Origin of the sequence: Streptomyces sp. NPDC049879 (assembly GCF_044461265.1) — a bacterium.
Taxonomy (GTDB): Bacteria; Actinomycetota; Actinomycetes; order Streptomycetales; family Streptomycetaceae; genus Streptomyces.
Map to the genome: position 1 here is coordinate 298405 of NZ_JBITKT010000005.1, position 23854 is coordinate 322258.

Below are 23854 nucleotides of genomic sequence, written 5' to 3' on the forward strand. Positions count from 1 at the left end.
GGAGCGAACAGCGGAGAGCAGCTACCCGCGCGAGCTGTCCCGCCCCGGCTCCACCGCGTCGTCGCCGGACACCGCACGCCAGAATCCGCGCACCACGCCGAGCGCGGCGTCGAGCCGGGGAGGGGTGTCGGTGAGGCCTTCGGCCAGTCCTGGGTAGGTATCGGCCCAGCTCGGCGGCGGTTCAGGAAGCACGGCGGGCACCTCGTGCGTCGCCCGCACGGCGAACACATGCCGTACGGCTTCGCCTACGGACGTGTCCGCGGCCAGGCCGCTCTCGATGAGGAGTACCAGGTCCACCAGATCCTTGACCCTGGTGTTGGGCCGGTCACCGTAATCGCGGGTGAGGGCGTGCAGCTTCTCGGCGAAGTGCTGGCGGCGGTCCACCACCTCGATGTCCCGGGAAGGAGTGCCGGCGAAGCCCAGGGTGTTGGGCAGCGGGAGCCTCTCGGTGAGGGCGATCTCCTCTCCCCGTGCGACGACATCGACGCGTACGGTCGCGAATACCCTTCCGGCGAGTCGGGACTCGACGGAGAAACGCCAGCCGCCCCGGCCCGCCGTGTCCGCCTTGAGCTCGACCGGAGGCGACACCTGGAACAGGAAGCCGTCCTTGTCCTCGTCCACCGCGAGCGCGTCGACGAGGAGTTCACGCACCGCCGGGCCGTCGAGCCCCGCACCGTCCCGACGGGCGGCGAGGTCCATGTCCTGGTCGTGCGGGCTCTGCCACGCAGCCGGAACTCCATCACCGCTCCGCCCTTGAGCACCCAGCCCACCGCCGGGTCGGCGGAGAGGCGGGCCGCGACCCGGTCGAAGACGACGAGACGGCGCCGCCTGGCCAGGTCTGTCCCGGTGTCCGCCGCCTGCTGCTTGAGCCGGGCTTCCAAGGCCCGCCGGAGCGCGGTGGCGTCACGATAACGCTCGGTCACCGCGTCTCCTGGAGCGCCCACCCGACACCGAGTTCCGCTCGCGCGCCCAGCCGCTGAGCCGCGTGCAGGAGACCTCGCCGGGTGGCCAGCCCCCGATCCAGGGCATCGGCGACGGCCGAGTCCACCACGTCCTGGTCCACCTGCGCGGCCGCGCACTCGACGATCGCCCGTACCGGTGTCGTCACGCGGTAGCCGCCACGCTCCTCGGTCTCGTCCTGGGCGAGTTCGGCCCGGTGCAGGATCACCGCGTCGCCCTTCTGCTGGAAGCCGGGAGGGACCGTGAGATGGATCTGTGCCGGATTGGCCGTGCCCAGGTCGTGGACGGACAGGGCTGTGATGTGGGAGACGGTGGCGCGCCCCTTGCTCCACAGGAACCAGCGGACCAGATGATCGTCCTCACCGCCGGGCAGGACATCGAACTCGCGGAAGCGGTAGACACCACGGTCGACGGCCGTCCAGTTGCCGCGCTGGGCGTGGTATCGCTGAGCTTGATAGGAGTACCCGGCTTCAAGGGCCTGAGCCGCCGTGAAGTAACCACGCTGCCCGGCGGCGATCCGCCACAGGGCAGCCCTGGTGTCCGTCCGATCCCCGCGCACCTGCCCACCCTAACAGGGATACCTAAAACTTAGTTTTAGTAACGCGCCACTCATCAACATCAAACTGAAGTTTTCTTTTACTTACAGGGAGCGTCCTGGTCGGCTGGACGGACCGCGTCGCGGTGGCGGGCCGGTGTCGCGTGCCGCAGGTGCGCGAGGACGTCGAAGAGGTGCGCCGAGTTCAGCGCAGGAGTGCGGCCAGCAGGTCCGTGCCGAGTGCCGTCACGGCGGGCAGGTCGAGGGTGTGGTGGAGGTAGCGGCCGTCGCGGCGTGCCGTGATGAGACCGGCGCGGCGCAGGACGGCGAGGTGCCGGGAGACCTCGGGCGCCGACAGCTCCCACGAGTGGGCCAGCTCCCCCGTGGTGTGCGGGCCGCGCGCCAGCGTGCGCAGCAGCCGCAGCCGTACGGGGTGCGCCAGCGCCTCAAGGCGCCGCGTCACCGTGTCGAGCGACACCGGCTCGGCCGCCTCGTCCGGCACGGGGTACTGCACCACGGGCCGCCACCCCGGCGCGTGGACCACGACCAGGTGCGGGCTGCCGAAGACGCTCGGGAGGAACGTGACCCCGGTGCCGTCCGCGAAGGCCGTCTTGTCCTGGACCTTGTCGATGACGAGGTGGTCGCCGCCGGGCGCGAGGGTGATCGCGCGGGAGACGGAGGCGAGGGCCGCGGCCGGGCCCTGGCGGCGCAGCAGGTCGTTCTTCAGCCGCAGGTCGGCGGCGAGCCGGGCGGCGGCGCCCGTCCAGGCGGCGTCGAAGAAGGCGTCGGCGCACTGTTCGAGGGTGCGGCGGACGCGCGCCCGTACGGCGGCCGGGTCCGTGAGGAGCCGTTCCGCGAAGGCCTGCTGGAGCGCGCCGCGGGCCTGGGCGAGGTCCAGGGCGCGTTCGCGCGCCGCCGCGTCGGTGAGCGGGGAGGGCGTGCCGAAGCGGACCCGGTTGCTGCCGCAGGTGGTGATGAGCGCGGCGGTGACGTAGGCCTCGTCGTCGATGCGGTCCACGTCGTCCAGTTCCTCGGCGAGGGTCGGCCGGGGCCTGGCGGGGACCAGGAAGTCGGCGCGCGATGAGCGCCAGAGGAACTCGGCCTCCCGCAGCCGTTCGGCCAGTTCGGGCGGCATCCCGGCCCAGACGCCCGCGGCCCAGGCGGCGAGGCGCGGGTGGTGCGCGGGCTCGGCGAGCACGTGCAGCATCGCGGTCAGTTCGGCCAGCGGGGAGGCGGCGAACCGCAGCCGTCCGGCCCGCGGGCCGCCGAGGTCGATCCTGAGCGTCACCCCACCAGCATCGCCGACCGCGCGGGCGGGGGCGACGCCGGTTGACGGGATGCGTCAACCGGCGTGCCCGTCCGGGCGGGCGGGGCGCACCGTCGGCGGTATGAAGACCACGCCCAGGACCCTCCTCCGCGCCTCCGGCGGACCCCGCTACGCCACGGCCCTCGTCGTGGACGCGCTCGGGACCGGCCTGCTGCGCCCGTTCCTCCTGCTGTACGGGGTGCTGGTGCTCGGCCTGTCCGGGCCCGTCACCGGCGCGGCGATGACGGGCGGCATCGTCGTCGGCCTGCTGTGCATGCCCGCCGTCGGCAAGTGGCTCGACAGGGGCGCGCGCAGCACGGTCGTGGCGGCGTCGATGCTGGTACGGGTCCTGGGCGTGGTCCTGCTGCTGGCCGCGCCGGCGGGGCACGTCTGGCTGTTCGCGACGGCGGCGCTCTTCCTCGGCATCGGCAACCAGGCGTGGCCCGCCGCGCACGCGGCGCTCGTCGCCACCGTCGCGCACGGCCGGGAGCGCGACGCGGCGCTCGCGACGGGCCGTGCGCTGCGGAACGCGGGCCTCGGCGTGGGCGCGCTGATCGCCACCGTCTGCCTGGCGGGCGGGAGCACGGCGCTGCGGGTGCTGGCGGTCGCGACGGGGCTGGCGTACCTGACGGCGGCGGCCCTCGCGTTCTCGGTCCGCCTGCGGGCACGTCCCGCCGACACCGGCGGGGACGCCGCGCCGGAGGGGCCCGCGCCGCGGATCGGCGCGCTGCTGGCGGCCAACGTGGTCTACGTCTTCTGCCTCCAGGTCCCGGAGATCGCGCTGCCGCTGATCCTGGTGACGCAGCTGGACGCGTCCCCGATGTGGTCGGCGGCGATCTTCGTGGCGAACACGGTGCTCGTCGTCACCCTCCAGGTGCCCGTCACCCTCCTGATGTCCCGCTTCCCCCGGCGGACGGTGCTGGTCGTCGCGGGCGCCGTGCTCACCGCGTCCTACCTCGGCTTCCTCGCCGCCGCGTCGCTCGGGCCCGGCTGGGCCGCTCCGGCGGTCGCGGCGGTCTCCGTCGTCTGCACGCTCGGCGAGATCCTGTACGCGGGCAGCGCCACCGCGCTCGTCACCGCGCTGGCGCCCGCGCACGCCATGGGGCGGCTCCTCGCCCGTTTCGAGATGTCCACGGGCTTCGGGCTCGCCGTCTCCCCGGCCGTCATCACCGCCCTGGCGCCGCGCGGTCCCGGCGCGCTGTGGGGCGGCCTGGCCGGGGCGACGCTGCTGTCCGCCGCCGCCGTCGCCGCCGGGCGGGATCAGCCGCGCGCGTCGAGGTGCGTCGCCAGCCAGGCGGGGAAGGCCAGCAGGTCCGGCAGCACCACGGACGTGCCGGCGGCGCGCAGTTCGGCCTCGTCGCAGGGGCCGGTGACGACCGACACCGACAGCGCCCCCGCCGCGTCGGCGGCCCGCACGTCGCCCACGTGATCGCCGACGTACACGCTCGCGCCGTACTCGCGCAGCGCCACCGCCTTGCCCTCCGCCCACAGGTCGCCGACCAGGACGTCGGGGCGCAGGCCGAGGTGGTCCATGTGCAGCCGCGCGTTGGGCCCGTGCTTGGCGGTGACGATCATGGTGCGCCCGCCGTGCGCGCGGACGGCGGCCATGGCCTCCTCGGCGCCGGGCAGCGGCAGGGTGCCCTCGATGGCGTGGGCCGGGTAGAGGGCGCGGTAGCGGGCGCTCATCTCGGTGACCAGCGCGGCCGGGAACCAGTGCGCCATCTCCTGCTCCACCGGCGGCCCGAGCCTGCTGACGACGAGGTCGGCGTCGATCACCGCGCCGGTCTCCGCCGCCAGCGCCACGTACGCCGCCCGGATGCCGGGCCGGGAGTCGACGAGCGTCATGTCCAGGTCGAAGCCGACGGTGAACGGGCGGGCCGGGAGGGAGGGAAGTGCCATGGGGCTATTCTGCCCCTGGCCCGCCCGTACACTTAGGTTCGCCTAACCTGACCTGACCGCGCACCCGTTGCACCCCGCACCGCCCGAGGACGCCATGCCACAGCCCGCCACCGCGCCGCGCACGCGCAGGGCGCCCTGGGGGCGGCTCGCGGCGGGCGGTGCGGCCGTCGGCGTCGCGGTCCTGCTCAGCCTCGCGCTCGGCGCCCGTTCCATAGCCCCCGACGACGTGCTGCGCGCCCTCTTCGCGAGCGGCGGCGACGCGCACACCCCGGCGGCCGAGGTCGTCCGCGAACTGCGCCTGCCCCGTACCGTCATCGGCCTCATGGTGGGCGCCGCGCTCGGCATCGCCGGGGTCGTGATGCAGGGGCTGACGCGCAACCCCATCGCCGAGCCCGGCATCCTCGGCGTCAGCCAGGGCGCGGCGGTCGCGGTGGTCCTCGGCATCGCCTTGGCGGACGCGCACGCGCTGACGGAGTACGTGTGGTTCGCGTTCGCCGGGGCGGGCGCGGCGGCGGTGGGGGTGTACGCGGTGGCGGCGCGGGGGCGGGGCGGCGCGACGCCCGTGAAGCTGGCGCTGGCGGGGGCCGCGATCAACGCGCTGCTGGCGTCGGTCGTCGCCGGGGTGCTGACGACGCGGGGCGCGGCGCTGGACGAGTTCCGCTTCTGGCAGGTCGGCTCGCTGACCGGCAGGGACGCCGAAGTGGCGGCGCGCATATGGCCGTTCCTGCTGGCCGGGCTGCTGCTGGTCGCCGCCGCGGCGCGGGGCATGGACGCGCTGGCCCTCGGCGACGACGTGGCGCGCGGCCTCGGGCAGAACGTGGCGCTGGTCCGCATCACCGGCGGCCTCGGCGCGGCCGTGCTGACGGGCGCGGGGGTCGCGGCGACGGGGCCGATAGCGTTCGTCGGACTGGCCGTGCCGCACCTCGCGCGGGCGCTGGTCGGCGGCGCGCACCGGTGGCTGCTGCCGATGGCGGCGCTGCTGGGGCCCGTGGTGCTGCTGGTGTCGGACGTGGCGGGGCGGCTGCTGTTCCCGCCGTCGGAGGTCCCGGCCGGGGTGATGACGGCGCTGGTCGGCGTCCCGTTCCTGGTGGTGCTGGTGCGGCGGTCGGCGGTGTCGGCGTGACGACGGTCGAACGGGTCCGCCCCGCCGGGTACGCGGTGGCACGCCGCCGCCGCGCCTCGTTCCTCCTCCACCGGCGCGCGGCGCTCGTCGCGCTGGTGCTGCTCGTCCTGCTGGCGGGCGCGTGCCTCGCCGCGCTGTGCCTCGGCGAGACGGCGGTGGCGCCGGGCGAGGCGCTGCGCGCCGTGCTCGGCCAGGAGTCGGACGCCGACTTCGTCGTGAACTTCCTGCGCCTGCCCCGCCTCACGCTCGCGCTGCTCGTCGGCGCCGCGCTCGGCGTCGCGGGCGCGCTGATCCAGGCCGTCGCCCGCAACCCGCTGGCCAGCCCCGACGTCATCGGCGTCACGCACGGCGCGGCCGCCCTCACCGTGACGGCGATGATGTACGGCGTCACCTCCGCCGCCGCCCTCCCCTGGCTGTCGGTGACGGGCGGCCTGCTCGCCGCCTGCCTGGTGTACGTCTTCGCGTGGCGCGGCGGCCTGCACGCGGGCCGCTTCGTCCTCATCGGCATCGGCTTCGCCATCGCGCTGCGCTCCGTCACCCAGCTGTTCCTGACCAAGGGCGACGTCCAGGTCGCGCAGCAGGCGACGGTGTGGATGACCGGCTCGTTCAACGGGCGCGGCTACGACCAGGCCCAGCCCCTCGCCCTGGCGCTGCTGCTCCTGCTGCCCGCCGTCCTGTGGGCGGCCCGCGCGCAGCGCACGGTGTCGCTCGACGACGACACGGCCACCGCCCTCGGCGTACGGCTCGGCGCGACCCGCCTCGGCCTCGCCACCGTCGGCGTCCTCCTCGCGGCGCTGGCGACGGGCGCGGCCGGACCCGTCGACTTCGTCGCCCTCCTCGCGCCGCAGATCGCCCGCCGCCTCACCCGCACCGCCCAACTCCCGCTGCTGTGCTCGGCGCTGGCCGGGGCCGTCATCACGGTCGCGGCGGACGTGCTGGCGCGCACGCTGTTCGCGCCGACCGAGCTGGCGGCCGGGGTGGTCACGGCGGCGGTGGGCGCCCCGTACCTGCTCTGGCTGATCGTCACGCACCGCACCGGAGGCCGCGCATGAACCCCCCCTCCTCCCGGCTGGCCGCGCGGGACCTCACCCTCGCGTACGACGAGGGGGCGCGGCCCGTCGTGGACGCCCTTGACCTCGACATCCCGGACGGGCAGGTCACCGTCATCGTCGGGCCCAACGCGTGCGGCAAGTCCACGACGCTGCGCGCCCTCGGCCGGCTGCTGAAGCCGCGCGGCGGCGCGGTCCTGCTCGACGGCGCCGAGCTGTCGTCCCTGCCGACGCGCCGCATCGCCCAGGCGATCGGGCTGCTGCCGCAGTCGCCCGTCGCGCCGGAGGCGATCACCGTCGCCGACCTCGTCTCGCGCGGCCGCCAGCCGCACCAGCGCTGGTGGCAGCAGTGGTCGGAGGCGGACGAACGGGCGGTGACGGACGCGATGGCGCTCACCGACGTCACCGCGCTCGCCGGCCGCGTCGTGGACGAACTGTCGGGCGGGCAGCGGCAGCGCGTCTGGATCGCCATGGCCCTGGCCCAGGAGACCGAACTCCTGCTGCTCGACGAGCCGACGACGTACCTCGACATCGCGCACCAGGTCGAGGTGCTGAACCTCGTGCGCCACCTGTCGGGACGCACCGTCGTCACCGTCCTGCACGACCTCAACCAGGCCGCCCGGTACGCCGACCACCTCGTCGCGATGAAGGACGGCCGGATCGCGGCGCGCGGGCGCCCCGGCGACATCGTCACCGCCGAGCTGGTCCGCGACGTGTTCGGCCTCGAAGCGCTCGTCGTCCCCGACCCGGTGACGGGCTCCCCGCTCGTCGTACCGGCGGCTCCCACCCTGCCCACCGCACGCACCGCACGAGAGGCACCCACCGCATGAAGCGCACCCGCCTGACCGTCCTGGCGGCCATGGCCCTGTCCACCACGCTGGCCCTGACCGCCTGCGGCTCCGACTCGGACTCGGACTCCGGCTCCGACTCCAACTCCGGCTCAGGCGACTCGTCGGGCGGCGCGGTCACCGTCGACACGGCGATGGGCGAGGTCGAGGTCCCGGCGGCCCCCGAGCGCGTCGTCGTCCTCGACACGGGCGAACTGGACACCGCCCTCGCCCTCGGCGTCACACCCGTCGGCGCGGCGGAGACCGACACCGGCACCATGGGCCTCTCCTACCTGCCGCAGGACCAGCTCGCGGACATCGAGAACATCGGCGTCGTCGGCCAGCCGAACCTGGAGGCCATCAACGAGCTGGACCCGGACGTCATCATCGGCAGCAAGATCCGCGTCGAGGAGTTCTACGACGAGCTGTCCGCGATCGCCCCGACCGTCCTGACGGAGACGGTCGGCGCGCCGTGGAAGGAGAACTTCGCGCTGCACGCCCAGGCCCTCGGCCGCGCGGACGAGGCCCAGGCGGTCGTGGACGCGTACGACGAGCACGTCGCGCAGGTCACCGAGGCGCTCGGCGGCGCGGAGGCGGCGGCGGAGACCGAGGTCAGCATGCTCCGCTTCATCGAGGGCGCCAACACCCGCCTGTACGGCCGCGAGAACTTCATCGGCTCGATCCTGGAGGACGTCGGCCTCGGCCGCCCGGCCATCACCGACGAGGCCCCCGACGGCTTCGCGGTCGAGATCAGCCCCGAACAGGTGGACCAGGCGGACGCGGACGTCATCTACTACACGTCCTACGGCTCGGCCGACGCGTCGGGCGAGGAGGCCGCGGTGGGCGGCCCGCTGTGGGACGACCTGACAGCGGTCCAGAACGACCGCGCGTTCCCGGTGGACGACGACCTGTGGTTCCTGGGCATCGGCTACGAGGCGGCCGACCAGATCCTCACCGAACTCCAGGAATCCCTGGCCCCGACCGCCTGACACCCTCCCGGGGGCTCAGCGGTCGGACAGCGCCTCGGCGATCGTGACGGAGGACGGCGCGAGCGCGGTCTCGCCGTCCTCGATGTCCCACAACGCGTTCTGGAGGAGCCGCCCGAGCGTCCAGCCGGTCGCGCGTGCGCGGTCCAGGCCGAGGACGCCGGTGAGCAGGTCGAAGCGGCGGCGCACCACGCGCGACGCGCCGCCCTTCACCACGACGTCGTCCCACCTGCTGTCGAGGGCGGGCCAGAGGTCGAAACCGGGGTCCCCGGCGAGCGGTTCGGGGTCGATGGCGAGCCAGGGTTCACGCTGCGCGGGGAGCACGTTGCCGTAGTGCAGGTCCCAGTGCAGCAGCCGGTCCCCTGGCTCGCCGGCCAGCTCGGCCACCGCCGACGCCCAGCCGCGCAGGAGCCGCCGGTCCGCGGGATCGGCCAGAGCCGCGACCGCGCGGGGGACCTGCTCCAGCATCGCGGCGGCGATGCCACCGAGGCCACGCAGCCCCGGCGGCGCGGGAACGCTGACGAGCCGGGCCTGCAACTCGGCCAGGACGCCCATCGCGACATCGTCGTCCTCCACCGAGGCCAACGTGCGGACGGTGTCGAGCCGTTCGAGGAGCATGGCGCTGCTGCGAGGATCATGATCGAGCAGCCGCACGACTCCTTCGCCGTTCCACGTGCGCAACCCGACGAGCGCGGCAGCGGTCTCCTCCCGGGGCATCTGAAGCTTGAGGACCGCACGCGTGCCATCCACACGCAACACAGGCAACACCAACGACGCCTCCCCCGCCCGCACCGCACCATCCCGCCGCAACTCCCAGCGCTCCAGGAGTCCCCCAACAAGCCCCGGCAGCCCGGCGATCCAGGCACTCCCCTCTTCACCGAACTCCCTGGCATACGACACCACCAGGGACTGCGGGACCTCGACTACACCCCAGACACTCAACTCGGCCCTTCCCCCACGAAGATCACGCGCTGACACCCCAAACTACCGAAGCAACCTCCACGCCCTGCTGCCCCAGCCTCGCTCACCGGCGCATCGACCGCTTGAACGAACGGCTCTACCGCCGGAACCGCTTCACCCAGTCGGTCGGATCGGCGTGACGTCACCGGCCAACGCCCCACGCACCCATCAGGGCATCGACTTCTGCACGGGGAACCGGCTCGTGTCGACTCGCGATACGCAACGAGACAGCCAGGTCGGCCACTTCGAGCAGCGCCTCACGGCTCTCCGCATCCGAGGCACTGTCCACCACGGCCTGCGTCCACCACGCGTCGAGCAGGACCTCGAAGGCCCCACCCTCCCCCACCCCCGCGAGTTCCCGCCGAAAGGCAGCACGCCGCTCAGGCCCCAGCGCATCATCCACACCCCCGACAGTGCGGGATACACCGGGCAGCACTCGACCAAACTGCCCCTCCGCCTCCCGTACAGCCCGCTCCCACACACGGTCCGCCATCGTCCACACCTTCCCCACTACGCCGGTCGGGCCCATCCTTCGACGGCGCCTCAACGGACGCAAAGCCCGACCCCACGCACCACCCCAAACGGGGGACAGCTCGCACTTTCCTACGCACGACCAGCCGACCACAACCACCTCCGGCGGGATGGGCTGCCACCACTGGCACAAATCACTCGGCCCCACCCAAACCTTGCAGTTGCGATCCACAGCCGTCTCGGAAGGCGGCTGCCACCTCGTCGACTACGCGACAGCCGACCAGATTCTCTCTGAATTCCGGCAAACCCACGCCCCCACGGCCTGACCCGCGTGTCACCGCCGCCCTCAAGCCCTCACCGCAAGGGGGCGGCGTTATAGGGCAGTGAACGGCTTGGCGCGCATCGAAAAGAGGCTGGCGCGCATTGCTAAGGGCCGGAGTCCCGGAGTCGGGCATTCTGCCGGTGCGAAGCCGTCCCGGTACGGCCTCATACACCCCAACCAGAGAGGACTGAGACCCTGATGGAAGAAACGCGTAGCCGCAGAGGGGTGGCACGGAAACTGGCCGTGCCCGCCATCCTGGGAGTCACAGCGCTCACGATAAGTCTCGGCACGGTGGGCACCGCGGAGGCCGCGCGCAATTGCCCGTCCGGTGCACTGTGCGCCTACACCTCCACCTATGAAACCGGGGACCGCGGAGCGGTCTACGAGGACAACAGGGACCTCACGCCCTACAGCCAGTTCCGCGGCGCCGAGTCATTGTGGAACGCCGGCACCTCATGCAACGTGCGTGTCTACAGCGAGCGGAACTACACGGGGCACTACTGGACGCTGCCTCGCGGTACCGGCATGTACTCGCTGAACGACGTGGCCAACAACCCCGAATGGGGATCATCCCTCTACCACCACGTGTACTCGAACAACTGGTGCGTATGAGGCAGGCTTCCTGGCTTCGTGTCGAAGTCATGGTGGTAGCCGCCGTCCTCGCGGTCGCCTGCTCCCCTTCCGGGAACGGTGGCCGCGAGCCGGTCGACTCCGATCCCCGTCCGCTGTCCGGAGCCCTGGCCACCTCCGAGACAGAGGCGCAGTACCTACGGACCCTGGAAGAAACCGCTATCGCGGAATGCATGGCGAATCGCGGATTCGGCTATACACCGCGGACGGTAACGGACAGCGGCCGTGCCGCCACCACGAATCCCTACGGTCTGTTGCGCGAGGAGCGGGCACAGCAGGATGGCTACGGGGCGGTGGGGGAGGTTCTCAGCAGGGCGAATGGCGACCCCATGAACATGGCCTCCGAGTCCGACGAATGGAGCCGGGCTCTCGATGGCACGCAGGAGGAGTCGTTCGTCCTCAGCACTGGCGTGGTCCTGGCCTATCGGCCAGACGGCTGCGCTTATCAGGCGCGGGAAACGGCGTTCGGCCAGGACTGGAACAGGCTGCAGAACGAACTCGAAGGTCTCCAGGCCACGATCATGGTCCGTGTCGAGAATGACGACCAGTACGCCGGAGCGCTGTCCGACTGGTCCGCCTGCATGAGGGATTCGGGCTACTCCTACGCCGATCTGCAGGCTCCCCGGACGGAGCTCGAGGCCGGAATCGACGCTGCGGACGGCGACGGGCAGGCATTGCGGGATCTTGGCAGAGAGGAGCTGAGCATCGCCACCCAGGACTACGAGTGTGAGCGCGAAGCCAGACTCCACGAGGCGGTCCACGACGTCCAGGAACGCACCGAGCGATCCGTCCTCGACGCCGCGGCGCGGTCCGACATACGTCGTTATCAGGAGTTGAAGCAGGCGGCTCTGGACCGGGCGGCTTCCTCGCAGCAGACCGGATGACGAGGGACCGGCCGCGCCGCACTGTTCCGGGACAGCCCAGCCCGCCAAGGAGGGCTTCCGACCCTGCTCCGGCCCCGGCGCTGATCAGGGGCCGGAGCATGCCGATGCAGTTGCCTTTGAGCCGCGGGGATCGTTGCCCCGCGTGTGACGGGGTGGGGCGCGGGCCAGCGGGTGCGGATCTGCTGGTCAGGCTCCAGTCCAACCACCTCGGTACCGCTCAGGAAGAACTTCCCGGCGGTTCGAGAGGGCCGGATGCTGCCCCGGCACGTGATCTACCGCGTCATCACCTTCGCCAAGGGCGACATGGTCGCCCACCTGGGCACGACGCTGCTGGACCCCGAGCGGTACCCGGCCGACGAGCTGGTCGCCCTCTGCCGGGAACGCTGGGAGATCAAGCTCGCCTTCGACGAGATCAAGAACCACCTCGGCCCAGGCGGGCCGGTCGAGTCGCGGACACCGGAAGGTGTCCGACAGGAACTGTGGGCCTGCCTCGCGGTCCACCACACCATCCGCCAGTTCGCCCACAGGGCCGCGCTCGCCCGCCCGACGGTGGACGCCGACCGTGTCTCCTGCCTGAAGTGCGTCCGCATCATCCGCCGCAGCATCCCGTCCCTGCTCGGAGCGACCCTCACCAAGCTCACCCGTTCCTTCACCGAGGCCGGGCGGGAGGCACGCGCGCGCCTCCTCTCGAAGCCGAAGAGCAACCGTCGGGCCGGGAGGCCGGTGCTCAAGGGAACGCGAGCCCGGACATCGCCCTAGATGTCAGCTTCTGTCGTACGCCCATCAGTCACTGCGGCGGCAATCAGTGCCACAAGGTTGTCGGTCCAGCAATCGGACTCTTTCGTCGCTACCTCAACGCCGCATCCGCCGCAGACGAGGTTGGGCCCGTCTAGGCCCGCGAGCCCGCAGCAACCACTGACACGCTGCGGGTCGGGGTGAAGCACCGTCCCAGGAACGTCGTCCGGGTGGAAGATCAGAAGGCTGCCGTCGAAGTTGATCTTGAAGGTCCCCAGAGCCATCCGCGGCGGAGCGACTTCGTAGCCCGGCGGCCGCTCGGGACCCCTCACTGGTTCCCCCGACACCACTTCGCTGGTCACGGGCTGCTGACAGTTGGCACAGCGGAAGATGGTCATGCCGTCATTCTCTCGAGCTGCACGCGCCCTATGAGGCCGGGACGCTAAGGCAACTGCATTGGCCGGAGCATGCCCCCCGCCAGCGTCCACTGTTTACGGTGCTCCGCGCAGTGTCGAGCGGCCTGCGTAGTGTGCCGTGTTGCCCAGCTCCTCCTCGATCCTGATCAGCTGGTTGTACTTCGCCGTGCGGTCCGAGCGGGAGAGGGAGCCGGTTTTGATCTGGCCGCAGTTGGTTGCCACCGCCAGGTCGGCGATCGTCGTGTCCTCCGTCTCGCCCGAGCGGTGTGACATGACGACCGACCAGCCCGCCTCGTGGGCCGTCGTCACGGCGGTCAGGGCCTCGGTCAGTGTGCCGATCTGGTTGACCTTGACCAGGACCGAGTTGCCGACGCCCGTGCGGATGCCCTCGCGCAGCAGGGTCTCGTTCGTGCAGAACACGTCGTCGCCGGTGAGCTGGCAGCGGTCGCCGACGCGGGTGGTGAGTTCGCGCCAGCCGTCGAGGTCGTCCTCCGCCATCGGGTCCTCGATCGCGACGATCGCGTACGCGTCGATGAGGCGGGCCAGGTGGTCGGCGTGTTCGGACGGGGTGCGGCGTACGCCCTCGCCCGCGTAGTCGTACACCCCGTCGCGGAAGAACTCCGACGACGCCGGGTCCATGACGAGGGCGATGTCCGTGCCGGGGCGGTAGCCGGTGCGTTCGATGGCGGCCGTCACGAAGTCGAGCGCCTCCTCGGCCGTGCGCAGCGCGGGGGCGAAGCCGCCCTCGTCGCCGACGGCCGTGGAGTGCCCGGCGGCGTGCAGGTCGCGGCGCAGGGTGTGGAAGACCTCGCTGCCCATGCGGACGGCTTCGGCGAACGTGTCGGCGCCGACGGGCGCGATCATGAACTCCTGGAAGTCCAGCGGGTTGTCGGCGTGGGCGCCGCCGTTGACGATGTTCATCATCGGCAGCGGCAGCAGGTGGGCGTCCTCGCCGCCGAGGTGGCGGTAGAGGGGCAGGCGGCGGGCGGCCGCCGCGGCCTTGGCGGCGGCGAGGGAGACGCCGAGGACCGCGTTCGCGCCGAGCCGGGACTTCGCCGGCGTGCCGTCGAGGGCGATCAGCGCCGCGTCGAGTCCCGCCTGGTCGGCCGCGTCCCGGCCGCGTACGGCCGCCGCGATCTCCCCGTTGACGTGGGCCACCGCGCGGTCGACGCCCTTGCCGTGCCAGCGCGCCGGGTCGCCGTCGCGCAGTTCGACGGCCTCGCGGGTGCCGGTGGAGGCGCCGGAGGGGACGGCCGCGCGCCCGAGGGAGCCGTCCGCGAGGACGACGTCCACCTCGACCGTGGGGTTGCCCCGGCTGTCGATGATCCGGCGGGCGGTGACGGTCTCGATGAGGGCGCCGAGGGGGCCTGCTGGCTTCGTGGACATGGGGCGTTCCTCCCGTTCTCGTGTGCCGCGGCCCCGGCTGCGGCAGCGCTGACGCTGGGCCCGGCACCGCAGACTGTACAGCAAGACTGCACAGTTTCGCTGTACAGCAATGCTGTGCAACTCAGGTGCGCCGCGGCGGCGGCCACGGATAAAGTGCCGTATGCCCACCCCGGAAGCCGCCGCCATCGCCGCAGACCTGCGCACCGCGATGGGCAAGCTCACCCGCCGCGTCAAGCACGAGGACCGCATCCCGCTCGGCCAGGTCGCCGTCCTCGGCGCGCTCGACCGCGACGGCGCCATGACCACCAGCGACCTCGCCGCCGACCAGCGCGTACGCCCTCAGTCGATGGCCAGGGCGGTGGGGCTGCTCATGGAGCAGGGGCTGATCACCCGCCGCGCCCACCCCACGGACCGCCGCAAGTCCCTCGTCGAGCTGTCCGACGCGGGCCGGACAGCCCTGGAGGCGGAACGCGGCCGCAGGGCCAGCTGGCTCGCCCAGGCCATCGAGTCCGAACTCACCGACGAGGAACGCGCGTTGCTGGCCCGGAGCGCGGCCCTGCTGGAACGCCTCGCCACGCGTTAGCGCGGGCGGGGGCCGAGGGGAGTCCGCGTATGAGGTCGGCGACACAGGCGGCCACGTCGCGGCCCGCCGTGTCCACCACCAGGTGCTCGCGGTCCCACAGCTCGTACGCGCGGCCCACGATGGCCTCCCACGTCGGCAGCGCGAGATCGGGGATGTCCACGGTGCGGTGCTCGGCCCGGCGGCGGTGCTCGACGGGGTCGGAGCAGACGATCTCGGCCTCCAGCACGGGTACACCCGCGCGCCCGGCGACGTCCTGCCACGCGTCGCGGGTGACGGCCAGGGGGTTGACGGACTCGGCGATCACCGTCAGCCCCTGCCGCAGATGCTCCTCGGCCAAGGCGTACGCGACGGCGTACCCGGCCGGGCCGAGGGGCTGGGCGGCCAGCCCGGAGCGGACGATGGCCTGCTCGATGGTGTCCACGCGCAGGTGGACGCCGCCGGTCCGGCGGGCGAGGGCCCGCGCCAGCGTCGTCTTCCCCGCCGCCGGGAGTCCGCAGATGATGACGAGCACGGCCCCATCCTGCCCCACGGCCCGGTCACCGCGCCCGGCACGCGGACCGTCTCGACGCCGAGGCCGGACGCGCCGCCGGCGTCGTCGTGGCGGCGGGCGGCCGGCCTGAGCAGCGGCCGTCAGCGACCGGGCGGCTCCTCCGCCCCGTCGAGAGGCGATCGGACTGGCCGGACGACATCGCAGCACCGTCGGGGCGCGTTGATCAGAAGGGGGGATCAGACGTGTCGCCGAGCTCGGGGCAAGCTGATTCGGCCGACCACGGCGCGGCCGCGGACCGCCCGTCGCGGACGGCGAAGGCCTCCGGTCGCCCTTCCGGCCCGGAGCTGTCCTCGCCCCACGCGGTGAGCGCGTCAAGCACCTCCCGTACCGGAGGCACCAGACCGGCCCGATGATGACGCGGTCGCGGATCATCGAGCAGCGGGATGCACGCGGCGACGGCCGCGGCACGCACATGCGGGTCCTGGTCATCGACGCACGCCGACACCGCAGAGAGTCGGAAAGTGGTCCTCAAGGGCGCAAAGCCTTGTTGACGACTCATCAACTCTGCCTCGCCGTCGGCTTCGTGGGCTACAGACCCCACCCAGCCAAGCAGCTCCGTTCTCAGTGGCCCCGGAAAGGCATGGGGCCTCTTGTCGACAGGCGCGGCAGTACGCGGGTCGGCGAGGATCGCCGCCACGCAGAGGGCCGCGGGCGCCGTTGCCGAGTAGAGCCTGTTCTGGTGGTGCACCGCGTGGTGCAAGGTGGTCCAACCCACGGGAACGCGCCTGTTGATCGTCGTCCAGCAGGTCGGGCGGCGTTTCGGGCGTGTCCTCGGCCGTCCCATAGGCGTGTTCCGGAGAGGCCCAGTCGGTTTCCGTCGACACCGCATCAGGAGCGGGTAGATCGGCGCCTCCGCTCGGCATGCCGGAAGTATGCCGACGTTTGGCAGGAGCAGCTCCAACCGGGCCATCTGCGGGAGGCCGTGCGCCACTTCAGCGCCTTGCGCGGAGGATACGAGGTCCGCGCGCCCTCGGCGGGACCACCCCGCCGCGCTCTCGGTCCGGCCGGGGACGGGGGGCGCGCCGGGGTGAGAGTCTGGCGGTTCGGGTCGTCGGGCGCGTGCGGGGCGGGCCGGGTGGCGCCTGGTCGTCTGAGGCGGAGTGGTGGGTGGAGGCGGGATGGCGCTGGAAGGTGTGCTGGTCGCAGAAAGTCTGCCTGTGGGAGCCGAGTTGAACGGCGTACCGCTGCGGGTGTCGCGCGTCAGGCGGGTCGAGGCGGGGGACGCGGCGGCCGGGCAGCCCGTGGGGTGGACGCTGCTCGACTTCGCGGCGGACGAACGCGACGCCGCTCGCCTGGCCGACGGGCTGGCCGCCGCGCTCTCCCCCACCGGCGGCTGGTACGCCGACTTCCACACGGCCGACGAGACGTTCGTCGTCTTCGCGGGCAAGGTCTTCCGCTACCCGCGCGGCCAGGAGGAGGGACGGCGCCGCGTCCAGGAGCACGGGCGCGCGGTGGGCGTTCCGGAGCGGCAGCTCGACTGGGCGCGCTGAACGGCGTCGGCGGGTGGTGCGGTGACCCGTGTCGGCGCAGGCGGACCGGTCCCTGCAACTCGCCTCGTTCCGCTCGTCTTTGATGCCGCGCCGCAGCCGGTGAGGCGGACCGCTCGCGGCGGGCGGGCTTGTCGCCGCGTCAGCGCGTCCGGTGGGCGGCCTGGCGTTCCAGGCCGTCGAGGAGCGCGCGCAGGCCGAACGCGAAGGTGTCGTCGGGCGCGGCCGCGTAGCCGTTGGCCGCCGCCGTCTCCAGGCGGGCGCGCAGCCGGGGGTGGCGTGCCGCGATCTCCCGGGCCTCGGCCATGGCCCGGCCGAACCGCTCGTCGGCGTCCGCCCCGCCGCCGAGCCGCCGGGTGAGGGAGGCGGTGGCGGCGGCACCGGCCGCGTTGCCGAGGACGTATGTGAAGACGGCGGCGGCGGCCCGGTCGGCCTCAGGACCGGCGAACCCGGCGGCCTCGTAGACGGCGAGGCTGTGCTCGTCGTGCCGCGCCTTGCCCTGCCCGAAGACGACGTGCGCGGCGAGGACCTGCACCAGCCAGGGGTGCCGGGTGAACATCCCGTACAGGTCGGCCGCCATGGCGGCGGCCGCCGCGCGCCAGCCGGACGCGCCGGGGTCGGGGAGCGTGAGCCGGCCCCACACGTGGTCGGTGGCGAGCACGACCAGGTCGTCCTTGTTCTTGACGTGCCAGTACACGGCCGTGGCGGCGGAGTCGAGCCGCTTGCCGAGGGCGCGCATGTTCAGTCCTTCGAGCCCTTCCGTGTCGAGGAGTTCGACGGCGGCGTGGACGATCCGGTCGCGGGTGAGCGTGTCGCGTGCCATGGGCCCACCCTACGAAGGGACTTGCACATTGTTCAAGTCGCGCAGTACGGTCGCTCCCGTCAGCGATTGAACAATGTTCAAGTCAGGGAGTCCGCCATGCATCTCCTCGCCGCCGCCGCGCAGTTGCTCGTCGCCGCCGCCTTCGTCAGCATCCCGCTGGTCCGCCACCGCTTCGGCCCCGCCGCGAAGGCCGCCGCCGAGGCCGAGCTGCGGCGCCAGGACGTCCGCCCCGCGGTGCTGGCGGAGAACGGGCTGCGGTTCGACGCCGGAGGGCACGAGACGGCGGCCCCGGTGGCCGTCGCCGCGGTGATGACGGCCGTCGCCGCCCTGCACCTGGCGGCGGTCGGCCTGGCCACGCCGCTGACCTGGGTCTTCTCGTCCCTGGTGATCCTGATGAACGTGGCGATAGTCCACAGCAACCGCACCGCCGTCGCGTCCGTCGAGAAGGCCTTCCGCCGCAAGGGCGACCCGGAGCTGGCCCGCGTCGAGGTGGCGCCATTCCTCCGGGCCGCCGAGGACGCGTTCCCCGGCTGGGTGCGCCTCCAGACGCACGTGCGCCACACGCTCGTCTTCCTCGGCTCCGCCGTCGCCCTGGCCGCCGCGTCGCTGGCGGGCTGACGCCGGCCCGGACGCGGGCCGTCGCCCGGTCGGACCTCGTCGGCCGGATCGCGCTACCGGACCGGCCGTCCGAGCCGTCCGAGCCGCCCGGCCGTCAGCCCGGCGCCTCCGTGCGCAGCGACCACGGACCCCGCGCCCGCACCAGGTAGCAGCCGGGCCCCGGCCACGTGAAGGCCACCGCCTCCGGGCCTCTGCCCCGTACGAGCTGCGTGCCGCCCAGGAGGTCCGCGTCCAACGCGAGCAGGGAGAAGTCGCCACCGCCCGCGTTGCGGAGTTCGGCCGCGCCCGACTGCCCCTCGTGGCACAGCAGTTGGGAGGCGTGCCCCGCGTGGTGGGCGGGGAGGGCGGGGAGGGTGTCGAGCGGGCACGACTCGACGGTCCACGCCACCTCGTCCGTCCCCGCGAAGATCAGCTCGAAGCGTGCCCCGGCGGCCTCGCCCGCCCGGGGCAGCGGCAGGCGCGCGTCGGCGGACTCGTCGGGGCCGCCGACGCGGTAGCGCCGTTCCGGTGCGCCGCGCGTCTGGACGACGACGGTGAGGACCGCCGCCGACTCCGTACGGACGCGCAGCACGGCGGGCCGGTCGGGCGCCGGGTAGTGGACGAATCCGCGCACGTTCCCACGGCCGGTGCGGGGTTCCCCGGGCGGCCCCGACCCCGGCTTGGGCGCGCTGCGCCGTGCGGGAGGCAGGGGGCGCGGCGTTCGGCGTACGGGTGCGGGGGCGCGCACCTGGGGCGGCGGCGGTGCGGCCGGTCCGCGCGCGGCCTCGTCGCCGAGGCGTACGGCGCAGGCGGTGCACACGGCGATGTCGCGGGGGGTGCCGTGTGCGGGCGCCCACGTGGTGTCGGTGGTGGAGGGGCCGTGCCGCGCGTCGAAGAAGCACGGGGGGCGGCGGCTTGGGAGGGGGCGGCCCGCGAGGCGCGCGTCGAGGCAGGCGAGGGCATGACGACCGGCGTCGACCGCGCGCTGCGCGTCCCCGCTGTCGGGGTCCGCGTCGAAAGCACGTTTGGCCTCGTCGTAGGCGTCGAGCGCGTGCCCGAGGTCGGCACGCATCTCGTCGGTCGCGCCGGGCTGTCCCGGCGAGAAGGGGTGCTCGTCGAGCGCGATGCCGAAGGCGGTGATCTCGGCGTCGACAGCGGCGAGTTCGGCGTCACTCCGGCGTGGCCCGGTCCCGAACGGCAGACGGAACACACGCGCCTCCTTCCCTTGGCTCCCCCACGACAGCGGACCACCGGGACTCTATCCGGCGGGTGGCGGAGCCTCCCCGCCGACGGCGCTTCCCCCGCGCGGCCCGCGACCGCGGGACAGGAGGGGGGCGCTGACCGGGCACTTTCCTTCGCTGCGGCCCGTTGGATCTTCGCGGCGGTCGGGGTTACCGGCGCGGTGTCGCACCCTGCGGACCGCAGCGGCGTGCTTCGTTCAGCCGATGCCGCTGAACGGCTGTGCGCGGCGGCCGCCCTTCGGGACGGCTGGGGATCATGGCGAAGGCCGCACGTTCGGTGGTGGTGGCTGCCGATCCCGGGCCGCTGGGTGCCGTGGAAAGCAGTCAGGGCATGTCTTCGTCGGCCGCGACGTCGTCGTGAAGGTCATCGGCACCGCGCCGGGCACGCGCGGCTCGGCGGGCGGGAGGTCCGTTACGCCTGCTACGCCCGTGTGCCGGGCAGCGCGCCGACCGGCGGAGGCCCGGACGCGCCGCTCGCCCGGGAACCGACGCCGCGCCCTTCCTCCGGGCCACCGAGAACACGTTCCCCGGCCGGGTGGGCATCCAGACGCACGGGCGGCCCGACGCCGACGCGGAGTCCGTCACGGCGGCCGGGACCGGTCTCTGTCGCCCCGACAGCCGGGAGAATATGTCGAGAAGACGGCGTCCCCGCCGCCCCCCGTCCTGCCCCCACATTTCAGAAGCCGTGGCGGTCCGCGTACGGGGGAAGGAGCCGGGCGACCTGCTCAGCCATGTACCGCGCACGCTCCGGGTCGGGCGGGCCCCAGGAAGCCTCGATCTCCCGCAGCAGGGCCCTCAGTTGCGCCCCGGGGACGATCAACACACCCGGAAGCCTCACCTGCCCGCCCGTGACACGGGCCCCGTGCATGGCCACCACGGTGCCCACCGGTACGCCGAGCGCGTCGGCCGCCTGCCCCGATTCGTAGCGCGTCGCCTCCACCCGGCTGGTGACGTCCTTGTCCCCGTGTAACAGGCGGGCGCCACGGGCGTACACGTTGCCGTGCTTCGAGGACCACATCTTGGAGTCCACGTGTATGACGGTGCCGCTGGGCGTCACCACGACATGGTCGAGGTCGGCCCGCCCGTGAGGCAGCGCGCGCCGGTGAACGGCGGACCACCCCGGCCCCATCCCGTCGAGCACCCGCGCGGTCCGCTTCTCCCCTGTCGCTCCCGCGGCCAACCGTGCCTGCTGGGCCAGCAACTCCTCGGCCGTGTCGGGGATCCGCGACGCCGTGGGCGAGGCGTACCGGCGGACGGGCGACCGGTACCGGCGTGGCCCGGCAGGGCGCCGGCGCGTACGCCGCCCTCTCCGATGGGACTGCTTGTCCCCCAGCGTCCCGGCCACGACGAGAATCAGCAGCAACGCCAGAGTGAGCCCCGGATGGTCCAGCAGGAAACTGACCAAGTCCACGTCCCGTCACTCCTGTTCGCTTCACCACCGGTCCGTGAGGTGGACCACAGAGTCTCCCACTGACCTCCGGTCCACGGGACGCTCTAGAGTCGTGATCATGGCGACGAACGACGCACCCGGGCCCTCCCTCCTGCTCGTCGGTGTCGATCCCGGCCTGGTCGACTTCCGGGCCATGCCGGGCCTGGACGCCGACCGGCTGCGCGCCTCCCGGGCGGAGATCGACGCGGAGCTGAGGGCACTCGGATTCACGGTACGGCGATGCGTCATCGACCTCGGCGAAACGGCGGGGACGACGCTGAAGGCGGCCTTGGCGGACGGCGACTTCGACCACGTGATGATCGGCGCCGGAGTCCGGGCGATCCCGTCGAACCTGCTGCTGTTCGAGCGCGTGATCAACATCATCCACCGCCACGCCCCCCGTGCGGCCATCTGCTTCAACTCCGACCCGAGCGACACCGTGGACACCGCGAAACGCGCCCTCGCCGGCGAGGCAGCCGAGTAACGGGGTGGCGCTGTCACCGGATCGGACCCGGGGCAGGGACCCGCGATCCTCAGCCGTCCCGGAGAGTGGCTGCCACGGCCTGGTGACTGGACGGAGTCGGTGCCAAGCGGGCACTTCCCCTCGGTGCGGCTCGTTGGATCTTTGCGACAGTCGGGGTTCCGGCGCTGTGTCTGGCACGGCGGACCGCGGCAGTGTGCGCGCGTCCTTCAGTCGATCCCGCTGAACGGCTGTGATCGCGACGGAGGCCGCACGTCCGGTGGTGGCGGCTGCCGTCCGCGCCGGGGAGGGGAAGTGATGGCCGGAACGCGTCAGCAGGACCGTGAAGTCGCCCGTGCGGCGGCCGCCGCCGCGCTCGGGCGTGATCCCGGGCCCCTGGGTGCCGTGGAGAGCGCTTCGCACCATGTCTTCGTCGGCCGCGACGTCGTCGTGAAGATCATCGACGCCGCCGGGCACACGCGGCTCGGGCGGGAGGTCGCGCTCGCCTCCCACCTGCCCGCCGGGATCACGGCGCCGCTGCTCGCCGACGGCCTGCACCGCCTCGGCGGGCGGGAGGTCCGTTACGCCTGCTACGCCCGCATGCCGGGCAGCGCGCCCGGCATGGGACTGCCGGGCGTGGACGCCGTGACCGCGCGCCGGCTGGCGGAGGAAGCGGTCAGGCGCCTCGGCGACCTGCACAGCTGGACACCCGGCCCGGAAGCGCGGGACATGCTCGAAGAGCCCCTGGAACACGGCGGGTTCACCGGCCGGGACGCGCTGCTCGCCGAGGTGGGGAAGCTCGCGGCCGACGACCGGGAACGGGCGCTGTCCCGCCGCCTGCTCGACGGCCTGACGGCGCTGGCGGAGCAGGCACCGCCCCGCGCGCGGACCGCCGTGCCCGTGCACGCCGACTGCCACTGGGACAACTGGCTGGTGCACGAAGGCCGCGTGACCGCCCTGCTCGACTTCGAGTGGGCCCGCCTCGGCGAACCGGCCGACGACTGGCTGTTCCTCGCGCGCTTCGCCGGCCCCCACCAGCGGGCCGTGCTCGACGTCATCGCCCGGGCCACGGCGGCGGACCCGGAGGAGCTGCGGGCCGCGTGCGAGGTCCGCGAGGCAGCGCACCTCGTCTCCGACCTGCGCGCCGCCCTCCACTTCGGCGAGGGCGCCACCGACCTGCTCCGCGACCTGGAGGCAGTCGTCCTCGACCGCCACTGGTGGCGCCCGGCGCGCTGAGCCCCGTGACGCGCACATCGGCGGCCTCCTACATCACCTCGCGGGCCGTGGTGAGCAGCGCGGCGACGGCGGGGTCCTCGGCGACGGCCTCTTCGAGCGCGGCGGTGAGGGTGGCGTCGTAGGTGCTGCGGGCCTCGCGGCAGCGGGTGCGGCCGGGGTCGGTGAGGACGGTGTACGCGCCGCGCTTGTCGTCGGGGCACAGGTCGCGGTACGTGTACTCGGCCGCGTTGAGGCGGCCGACCAGGCGGGTGACCGAACTCTGGTTGAGGCGCAGCTTGTCGGCGAGTTCCTGCATGCGCAGTTCGCTGTCGGGCGCCTGGTCGAGGAGGGCCAGTGCGCGGTACTCGGACAACCCGAGACCGTGACGGCGCTGGAGGGCGGTCGCCAACCGGCTCTCGACAAGGGTGTGCAGCCCGAGCAGCCGGTCCCACACCTGTGCGTCGTCCGCGACCTCACCACTTCTGACCTGCGCTGCCATCACTTCGCTCCTTGTCCGTGCCAGGGCGGGCGACCCGGCGGCGGGCCGCCGCCTTGACACAAGCTTACTTGTGCATGCATGCTCCTTCTCGCAGAACTTGCACATACATACAAGAAGTGAGGGTCCCATGGCCTGGATCTACCTGCTCGTCGCGGCCGTGTTCGAAGTCGTCTTCGCCCTGGCGACCAACGCCAGCCACGGATTCACCGTGCTGGACGCCTCACTCCTGACGGCGGGCGCGGCGGCGGTCGGGATCTTCTTCCTCAGCCTGGCGCTCAAGACGCTGGACGTGGGCGTCGGTTACACGGTGTGGACCGGCATCGGCTCGGTGGGGACGGTGATCTTCGGATCGGTCGTGTTCCACGAGGAGATGACCGCGGCGAAGGCGATCGCGTTCGTCCTGATCATCGGCGGCGTGCTCGGCCTGAAGCTCTCCGACCGAAGCGGCGCCGACGCGTCGCCCCGCACCGCCTGACCCCCG

The 23854-nt window shown here is 73.0% G+C and carries 27 protein-coding genes and 1 pseudogene; 14 read left to right on the forward strand and 14 right to left on the reverse strand.

Annotation, left to right across the window (positions count from 1 at the left end; all coding sequences use genetic code 11):
- Positions 1-21 precede the first annotated feature (21 nt).
- From ACIBPC_RS19325 to ACIBPC_RS19335, 3 genes are all read right to left on the reverse strand, one after another.
- On the reverse strand, positions 22-699 hold the full coding sequence (locus tag ACIBPC_RS19325; RefSeq protein WP_398846199.1) for a nucleotidyl transferase AbiEii/AbiGii toxin family protein: 678 nt from the start codon (positions 697-699) through the stop codon (positions 22-24).
- A 220-nt stretch (positions 700-919) separates the two neighbouring features.
- Positions 920-1519 carry a hypothetical protein gene (locus tag ACIBPC_RS19330; RefSeq protein ID WP_398846202.1) on the reverse strand — a complete coding sequence of 200 codons (600 nt, stop codon included), beginning with the start codon at positions 1517-1519 and terminating at the stop codon, positions 920-922.
- A 181-nt stretch (positions 1520-1700) separates the two neighbouring features.
- Positions 1701-2783: a DUF5937 family protein gene (locus tag ACIBPC_RS19335; RefSeq protein ID WP_398846205.1), complete on the reverse strand. Its 1083-nt coding sequence runs from the start codon at positions 2781-2783 to the stop codon at positions 1701-1703.
- Between the two features lie 100 nt (positions 2784-2883).
- Between ACIBPC_RS19335 and ACIBPC_RS19340 the strand changes: the two genes are divergently transcribed.
- On the forward strand, positions 2884-4230 hold the full coding sequence (locus tag ACIBPC_RS19340) for an MFS transporter (protein WP_398846208.1): 1347 nt from the start codon (positions 2884-2886) through the stop codon (positions 4228-4230).
- On the opposite strand, the pseudogene ACIBPC_RS19345 reads toward ACIBPC_RS19340, so the two are convergent.
- Positions 4170-4700, reverse strand: a pseudogene (locus tag ACIBPC_RS19345) (HAD family hydrolase); the annotation flags it as partial. The gene ACIBPC_RS19340 and the pseudogene ACIBPC_RS19345 sit on opposite strands and share 61 nt — an antisense overlap.
- A gap of 94 nt (positions 4701-4794) precedes the next feature.
- On the opposite strand from ACIBPC_RS19345, the gene ACIBPC_RS19350 reads away from it, so the two are divergent.
- Genes ACIBPC_RS19350 through ACIBPC_RS19365 form a run of 4 tightly spaced genes read left to right on the forward strand, consistent with a single transcriptional unit; the run spans position 4795 to position 8688 of the window.
- Positions 4795-5823: a FecCD family ABC transporter permease gene (locus ACIBPC_RS19350; RefSeq protein WP_398846211.1), complete on the forward strand. Its 1029-nt coding sequence runs from the start codon at positions 4795-4797 to the stop codon at positions 5821-5823.
- On the forward strand, positions 5820-6875 hold the full coding sequence (locus tag ACIBPC_RS19355; protein ID WP_362963701.1) for an iron ABC transporter permease: 1056 nt from the start codon (positions 5820-5822) through the stop codon (positions 6873-6875). Before ACIBPC_RS19350 ends, ACIBPC_RS19355 begins: the two co-directional genes overlap by 4 nt.
- Positions 6872-7702, forward strand: a complete 831-nt coding sequence (locus ACIBPC_RS19360) for an ABC transporter ATP-binding protein (RefSeq protein WP_398846214.1) — start codon at positions 6872-6874, stop codon at positions 7700-7702. Before ACIBPC_RS19355 ends, ACIBPC_RS19360 begins: the two co-directional genes overlap by 4 nt.
- Positions 7699-8688, forward strand: coding sequence for an ABC transporter substrate-binding protein (locus ACIBPC_RS19365; protein ID WP_398846216.1), 990 nt, complete (start codon positions 7699-7701; stop codon positions 8686-8688). Before ACIBPC_RS19360 ends, ACIBPC_RS19365 begins: the two co-directional genes overlap by 4 nt.
- 15 nt (positions 8689-8703) lie before the next feature.
- Here the strand turns inward: ACIBPC_RS19365 and ACIBPC_RS19370 are convergent, their stop codons facing one another.
- Both ACIBPC_RS19370 and ACIBPC_RS19375 read right to left on the reverse strand, forming a co-directional pair.
- Positions 8704-9627 (reverse strand): APH(6)-I family aminoglycoside O-phosphotransferase, encoded by a 924-nt coding sequence (locus ACIBPC_RS19370; protein WP_398846218.1) that lies wholly within the window; start codon positions 9625-9627, stop codon positions 8704-8706.
- Between the two features lie 160 nt (positions 9628-9787).
- Positions 9788-10048 (reverse strand): hypothetical protein, encoded by a 261-nt coding sequence (locus ACIBPC_RS19375; protein ID WP_362963693.1) that lies wholly within the window; start codon positions 10046-10048, stop codon positions 9788-9790.
- A gap of 633 nt (positions 10049-10681) precedes the next feature.
- On the opposite strand from ACIBPC_RS19375, the gene ACIBPC_RS19380 reads away from it, so the two are divergent.
- The 3 genes from ACIBPC_RS19380 (at position 10682) to ACIBPC_RS19390 (ending at position 12711) form a co-directional block, all read left to right on the forward strand.
- Entirely contained in the window at positions 10682-11050 is a 369-nt protein-coding gene (locus ACIBPC_RS19380; protein ID WP_398846220.1) for a peptidase inhibitor family I36 protein, read from the forward strand.
- Positions 11051-11079: 29 nt separating this feature from the next.
- Complete coding sequence (locus tag ACIBPC_RS19385; RefSeq protein ID WP_398846223.1) at positions 11080-11952, forward strand: hypothetical protein; 873 nt, start codon at positions 11080-11082, stop codon at positions 11950-11952.
- 252 nt (positions 11953-12204) lie between these two features.
- Complete coding sequence (locus tag ACIBPC_RS19390; RefSeq protein WP_398846224.1) at positions 12205-12711, forward strand: hypothetical protein; 507 nt, start codon at positions 12205-12207, stop codon at positions 12709-12711.
- On the opposite strand, the gene ACIBPC_RS19395 is transcribed toward ACIBPC_RS19390, so the two are convergent.
- Together ACIBPC_RS19395 and eno are read right to left on the reverse strand one after the other, a co-directional pair.
- Complete coding sequence (locus ACIBPC_RS19395) at positions 12708-13085, reverse strand: hypothetical protein (RefSeq protein ID WP_398846226.1); 378 nt, start codon at positions 13083-13085, stop codon at positions 12708-12710. The genes ACIBPC_RS19390 and ACIBPC_RS19395 overlap by 4 nt on opposite strands.
- Positions 13086-13178: 93 nt before the next feature.
- Positions 13179-14489 carry a phosphopyruvate hydratase gene (eno, locus tag ACIBPC_RS19400; RefSeq protein ID WP_398846229.1) on the reverse strand — a complete coding sequence of 437 codons (1311 nt, stop codon included), beginning with the start codon at positions 14487-14489 and terminating at the stop codon, positions 13179-13181.
- A 160-nt stretch (positions 14490-14649) separates the two neighbouring features.
- On the opposite strand from eno, the gene ACIBPC_RS19405 reads away from it, so the two are divergent.
- Positions 14650-15072, forward strand: coding sequence for a MarR family winged helix-turn-helix transcriptional regulator (locus ACIBPC_RS19405; RefSeq protein WP_398846232.1), 423 nt, complete (start codon positions 14650-14652; stop codon positions 15070-15072).
- Here ACIBPC_RS19405 and ACIBPC_RS19410 read toward each other — a convergent pair.
- Both ACIBPC_RS19410 and ACIBPC_RS19415 read right to left on the reverse strand, forming a co-directional pair.
- Positions 15005-15583, reverse strand: a complete 579-nt coding sequence (locus tag ACIBPC_RS19410) for an AAA family ATPase (RefSeq protein ID WP_398846234.1) — start codon at positions 15581-15583, stop codon at positions 15005-15007. The two genes, ACIBPC_RS19405 and ACIBPC_RS19410, sit on opposite strands and share 68 nt — an antisense overlap.
- A 202-nt stretch (positions 15584-15785) precedes the next feature.
- Positions 15786-16337 carry a hypothetical protein gene (locus tag ACIBPC_RS19415; RefSeq protein ID WP_398846237.1) on the reverse strand — a complete coding sequence of 184 codons (552 nt, stop codon included), beginning with the start codon at positions 16335-16337 and terminating at the stop codon, positions 15786-15788.
- A gap of 442 nt (positions 16338-16779) precedes the next feature.
- On the opposite strand from ACIBPC_RS19415, the gene ACIBPC_RS19420 reads away from it, so the two are divergent.
- On the forward strand, positions 16780-17112 hold the full coding sequence (locus ACIBPC_RS19420; protein WP_398846239.1) for a hypothetical protein: 333 nt from the start codon (positions 16780-16782) through the stop codon (positions 17110-17112).
- Positions 17113-17251: 139 nt separating this feature from the next.
- Here the strand turns inward: ACIBPC_RS19420 and ACIBPC_RS19425 are convergent, their stop codons facing one another.
- The gene (locus ACIBPC_RS19425; protein WP_398846241.1) at positions 17252-17932 is read right to left on the reverse strand and encodes a TetR/AcrR family transcriptional regulator C-terminal domain-containing protein; all 681 of its coding nucleotides are present in this window, start codon (positions 17930-17932) and stop codon (positions 17252-17254) included.
- 96 nt (positions 17933-18028) lie between these two features.
- On the opposite strand from ACIBPC_RS19425, the gene ACIBPC_RS19430 reads away from it, so the two are divergent.
- Positions 18029-18550, forward strand: a complete 522-nt coding sequence (locus ACIBPC_RS19430; protein ID WP_398846244.1) for a hypothetical protein — start codon at positions 18029-18031, stop codon at positions 18548-18550.
- A 94-nt stretch (positions 18551-18644) separates the two neighbouring features.
- On the opposite strand, the gene ACIBPC_RS19435 is transcribed toward ACIBPC_RS19430, so the two are convergent.
- Both ACIBPC_RS19435 and ACIBPC_RS19440 read right to left on the reverse strand, forming a co-directional pair.
- Positions 18645-19739, reverse strand: coding sequence for a hypothetical protein (locus ACIBPC_RS19435; RefSeq protein ID WP_398846246.1), 1095 nt, complete (start codon positions 19737-19739; stop codon positions 18645-18647).
- 707 nt (positions 19740-20446) lie between these two features.
- Positions 20447-21181, reverse strand: coding sequence for a nuclease-related domain-containing protein (locus ACIBPC_RS19440; RefSeq protein ID WP_398846249.1), 735 nt, complete (start codon positions 21179-21181; stop codon positions 20447-20449).
- Positions 21182-21278: 97 nt separating this feature from the next.
- Between ACIBPC_RS19440 and ACIBPC_RS19445 the strand changes: the two genes are divergently transcribed.
- Both ACIBPC_RS19445 and ACIBPC_RS19450 read left to right on the forward strand, forming a co-directional pair.
- Complete coding sequence (locus tag ACIBPC_RS19445) at positions 21279-21683, forward strand: hypothetical protein (protein ID WP_398846252.1); 405 nt, start codon at positions 21279-21281, stop codon at positions 21681-21683.
- 294 nt (positions 21684-21977) lie between these two features.
- Complete coding sequence (locus ACIBPC_RS19450) at positions 21978-22895, forward strand: phosphotransferase family protein (protein ID WP_398846255.1); 918 nt, start codon at positions 21978-21980, stop codon at positions 22893-22895.
- Between the two features lie 28 nt (positions 22896-22923).
- Here the strand turns inward: ACIBPC_RS19450 and ACIBPC_RS19455 are convergent, their stop codons facing one another.
- Entirely contained in the window at positions 22924-23373 is a 450-nt protein-coding gene (locus ACIBPC_RS19455) for a MarR family transcriptional regulator (protein WP_362963668.1), read from the reverse strand.
- Between the two features lie 127 nt (positions 23374-23500).
- Here ACIBPC_RS19455 and ACIBPC_RS19460 point away from each other — a divergent pair, with 127 nt between their 5' ends.
- Positions 23501-23848: a multidrug efflux SMR transporter gene (locus tag ACIBPC_RS19460; RefSeq protein ID WP_362963666.1), complete on the forward strand. Its 348-nt coding sequence runs from the start codon at positions 23501-23503 to the stop codon at positions 23846-23848.
- Positions 23849-23854: the final 6 nt, after the last annotated feature.

What these genes read in the sequence shown, in the direction of transcription:
- ACIBPC_RS19325 (WP_398846199.1), bottom strand. Translation starts at nt 699, where the DNA reads ATGGACCTCGCCGCCCGTCGGGACGGTGCGGGGCTCGACGGCCCGGCG.
- ACIBPC_RS19340 (WP_398846208.1), top strand. Translation starts at nt 2,884, where the DNA reads ATGAAGACCACGCCCAGGACCCTCCTCCGCGCCTCCGGCGGACCCCGC.
- ACIBPC_RS19350 (WP_398846211.1), top strand. Translation starts at nt 4,795, where the DNA reads ATGCCACAGCCCGCCACCGCGCCGCGCACGCGCAGGGCGCCCTGGGGG.
- ACIBPC_RS19360 (WP_398846214.1), top strand. Translation starts at nt 6,872, where the DNA reads ATGAACCCCCCCTCCTCCCGGCTGGCCGCGCGGGACCTCACCCTCGCG.
- ACIBPC_RS19365 (WP_398846216.1), top strand. Translation starts at nt 7,699, where the DNA reads ATGAAGCGCACCCGCCTGACCGTCCTGGCGGCCATGGCCCTGTCCACC.
- ACIBPC_RS19385 (WP_398846223.1), top strand. Translation starts at nt 11,080, where the DNA reads ATGGTGGTAGCCGCCGTCCTCGCGGTCGCCTGCTCCCCTTCCGGGAAC.
- ACIBPC_RS19390 (WP_398846224.1), top strand. Translation starts at nt 12,205, where the DNA reads ATGCTGCCCCGGCACGTGATCTACCGCGTCATCACCTTCGCCAAGGGC.
- ACIBPC_RS19395 (WP_398846226.1), bottom strand. Translation starts at nt 13,085, where the DNA reads ATGACCATCTTCCGCTGTGCCAACTGTCAGCAGCCCGTGACCAGCGAA.
- eno (WP_398846229.1), bottom strand. Translation starts at nt 14,489, where the DNA reads ATGTCCACGAAGCCAGCAGGCCCCCTCGGCGCCCTCATCGAGACCGTC.
- ACIBPC_RS19405 (WP_398846232.1), top strand. Translation starts at nt 14,650, where the DNA reads ATGCCCACCCCGGAAGCCGCCGCCATCGCCGCAGACCTGCGCACCGCG.
- ACIBPC_RS19425 (WP_398846241.1), bottom strand. Translation starts at nt 17,932, where the DNA reads ATGGCACGCGACACGCTCACCCGCGACCGGATCGTCCACGCCGCCGTC.
- ACIBPC_RS19430 (WP_398846244.1), top strand. Translation starts at nt 18,029, where the DNA reads ATGCATCTCCTCGCCGCCGCCGCGCAGTTGCTCGTCGCCGCCGCCTTC.
- ACIBPC_RS19445 (WP_398846252.1), top strand. Translation starts at nt 21,279, where the DNA reads ATGGCGACGAACGACGCACCCGGGCCCTCCCTCCTGCTCGTCGGTGTC.
- ACIBPC_RS19450 (WP_398846255.1), top strand. Translation starts at nt 21,978, where the DNA reads ATGGCCGGAACGCGTCAGCAGGACCGTGAAGTCGCCCGTGCGGCGGCC.
- ACIBPC_RS19455 (WP_362963668.1), bottom strand. Translation starts at nt 23,373, where the DNA reads ATGGCAGCGCAGGTCAGAAGTGGTGAGGTCGCGGACGACGCACAGGTG.
- ACIBPC_RS19460 (WP_362963666.1), top strand. Translation starts at nt 23,501, where the DNA reads ATGGCCTGGATCTACCTGCTCGTCGCGGCCGTGTTCGAAGTCGTCTTC.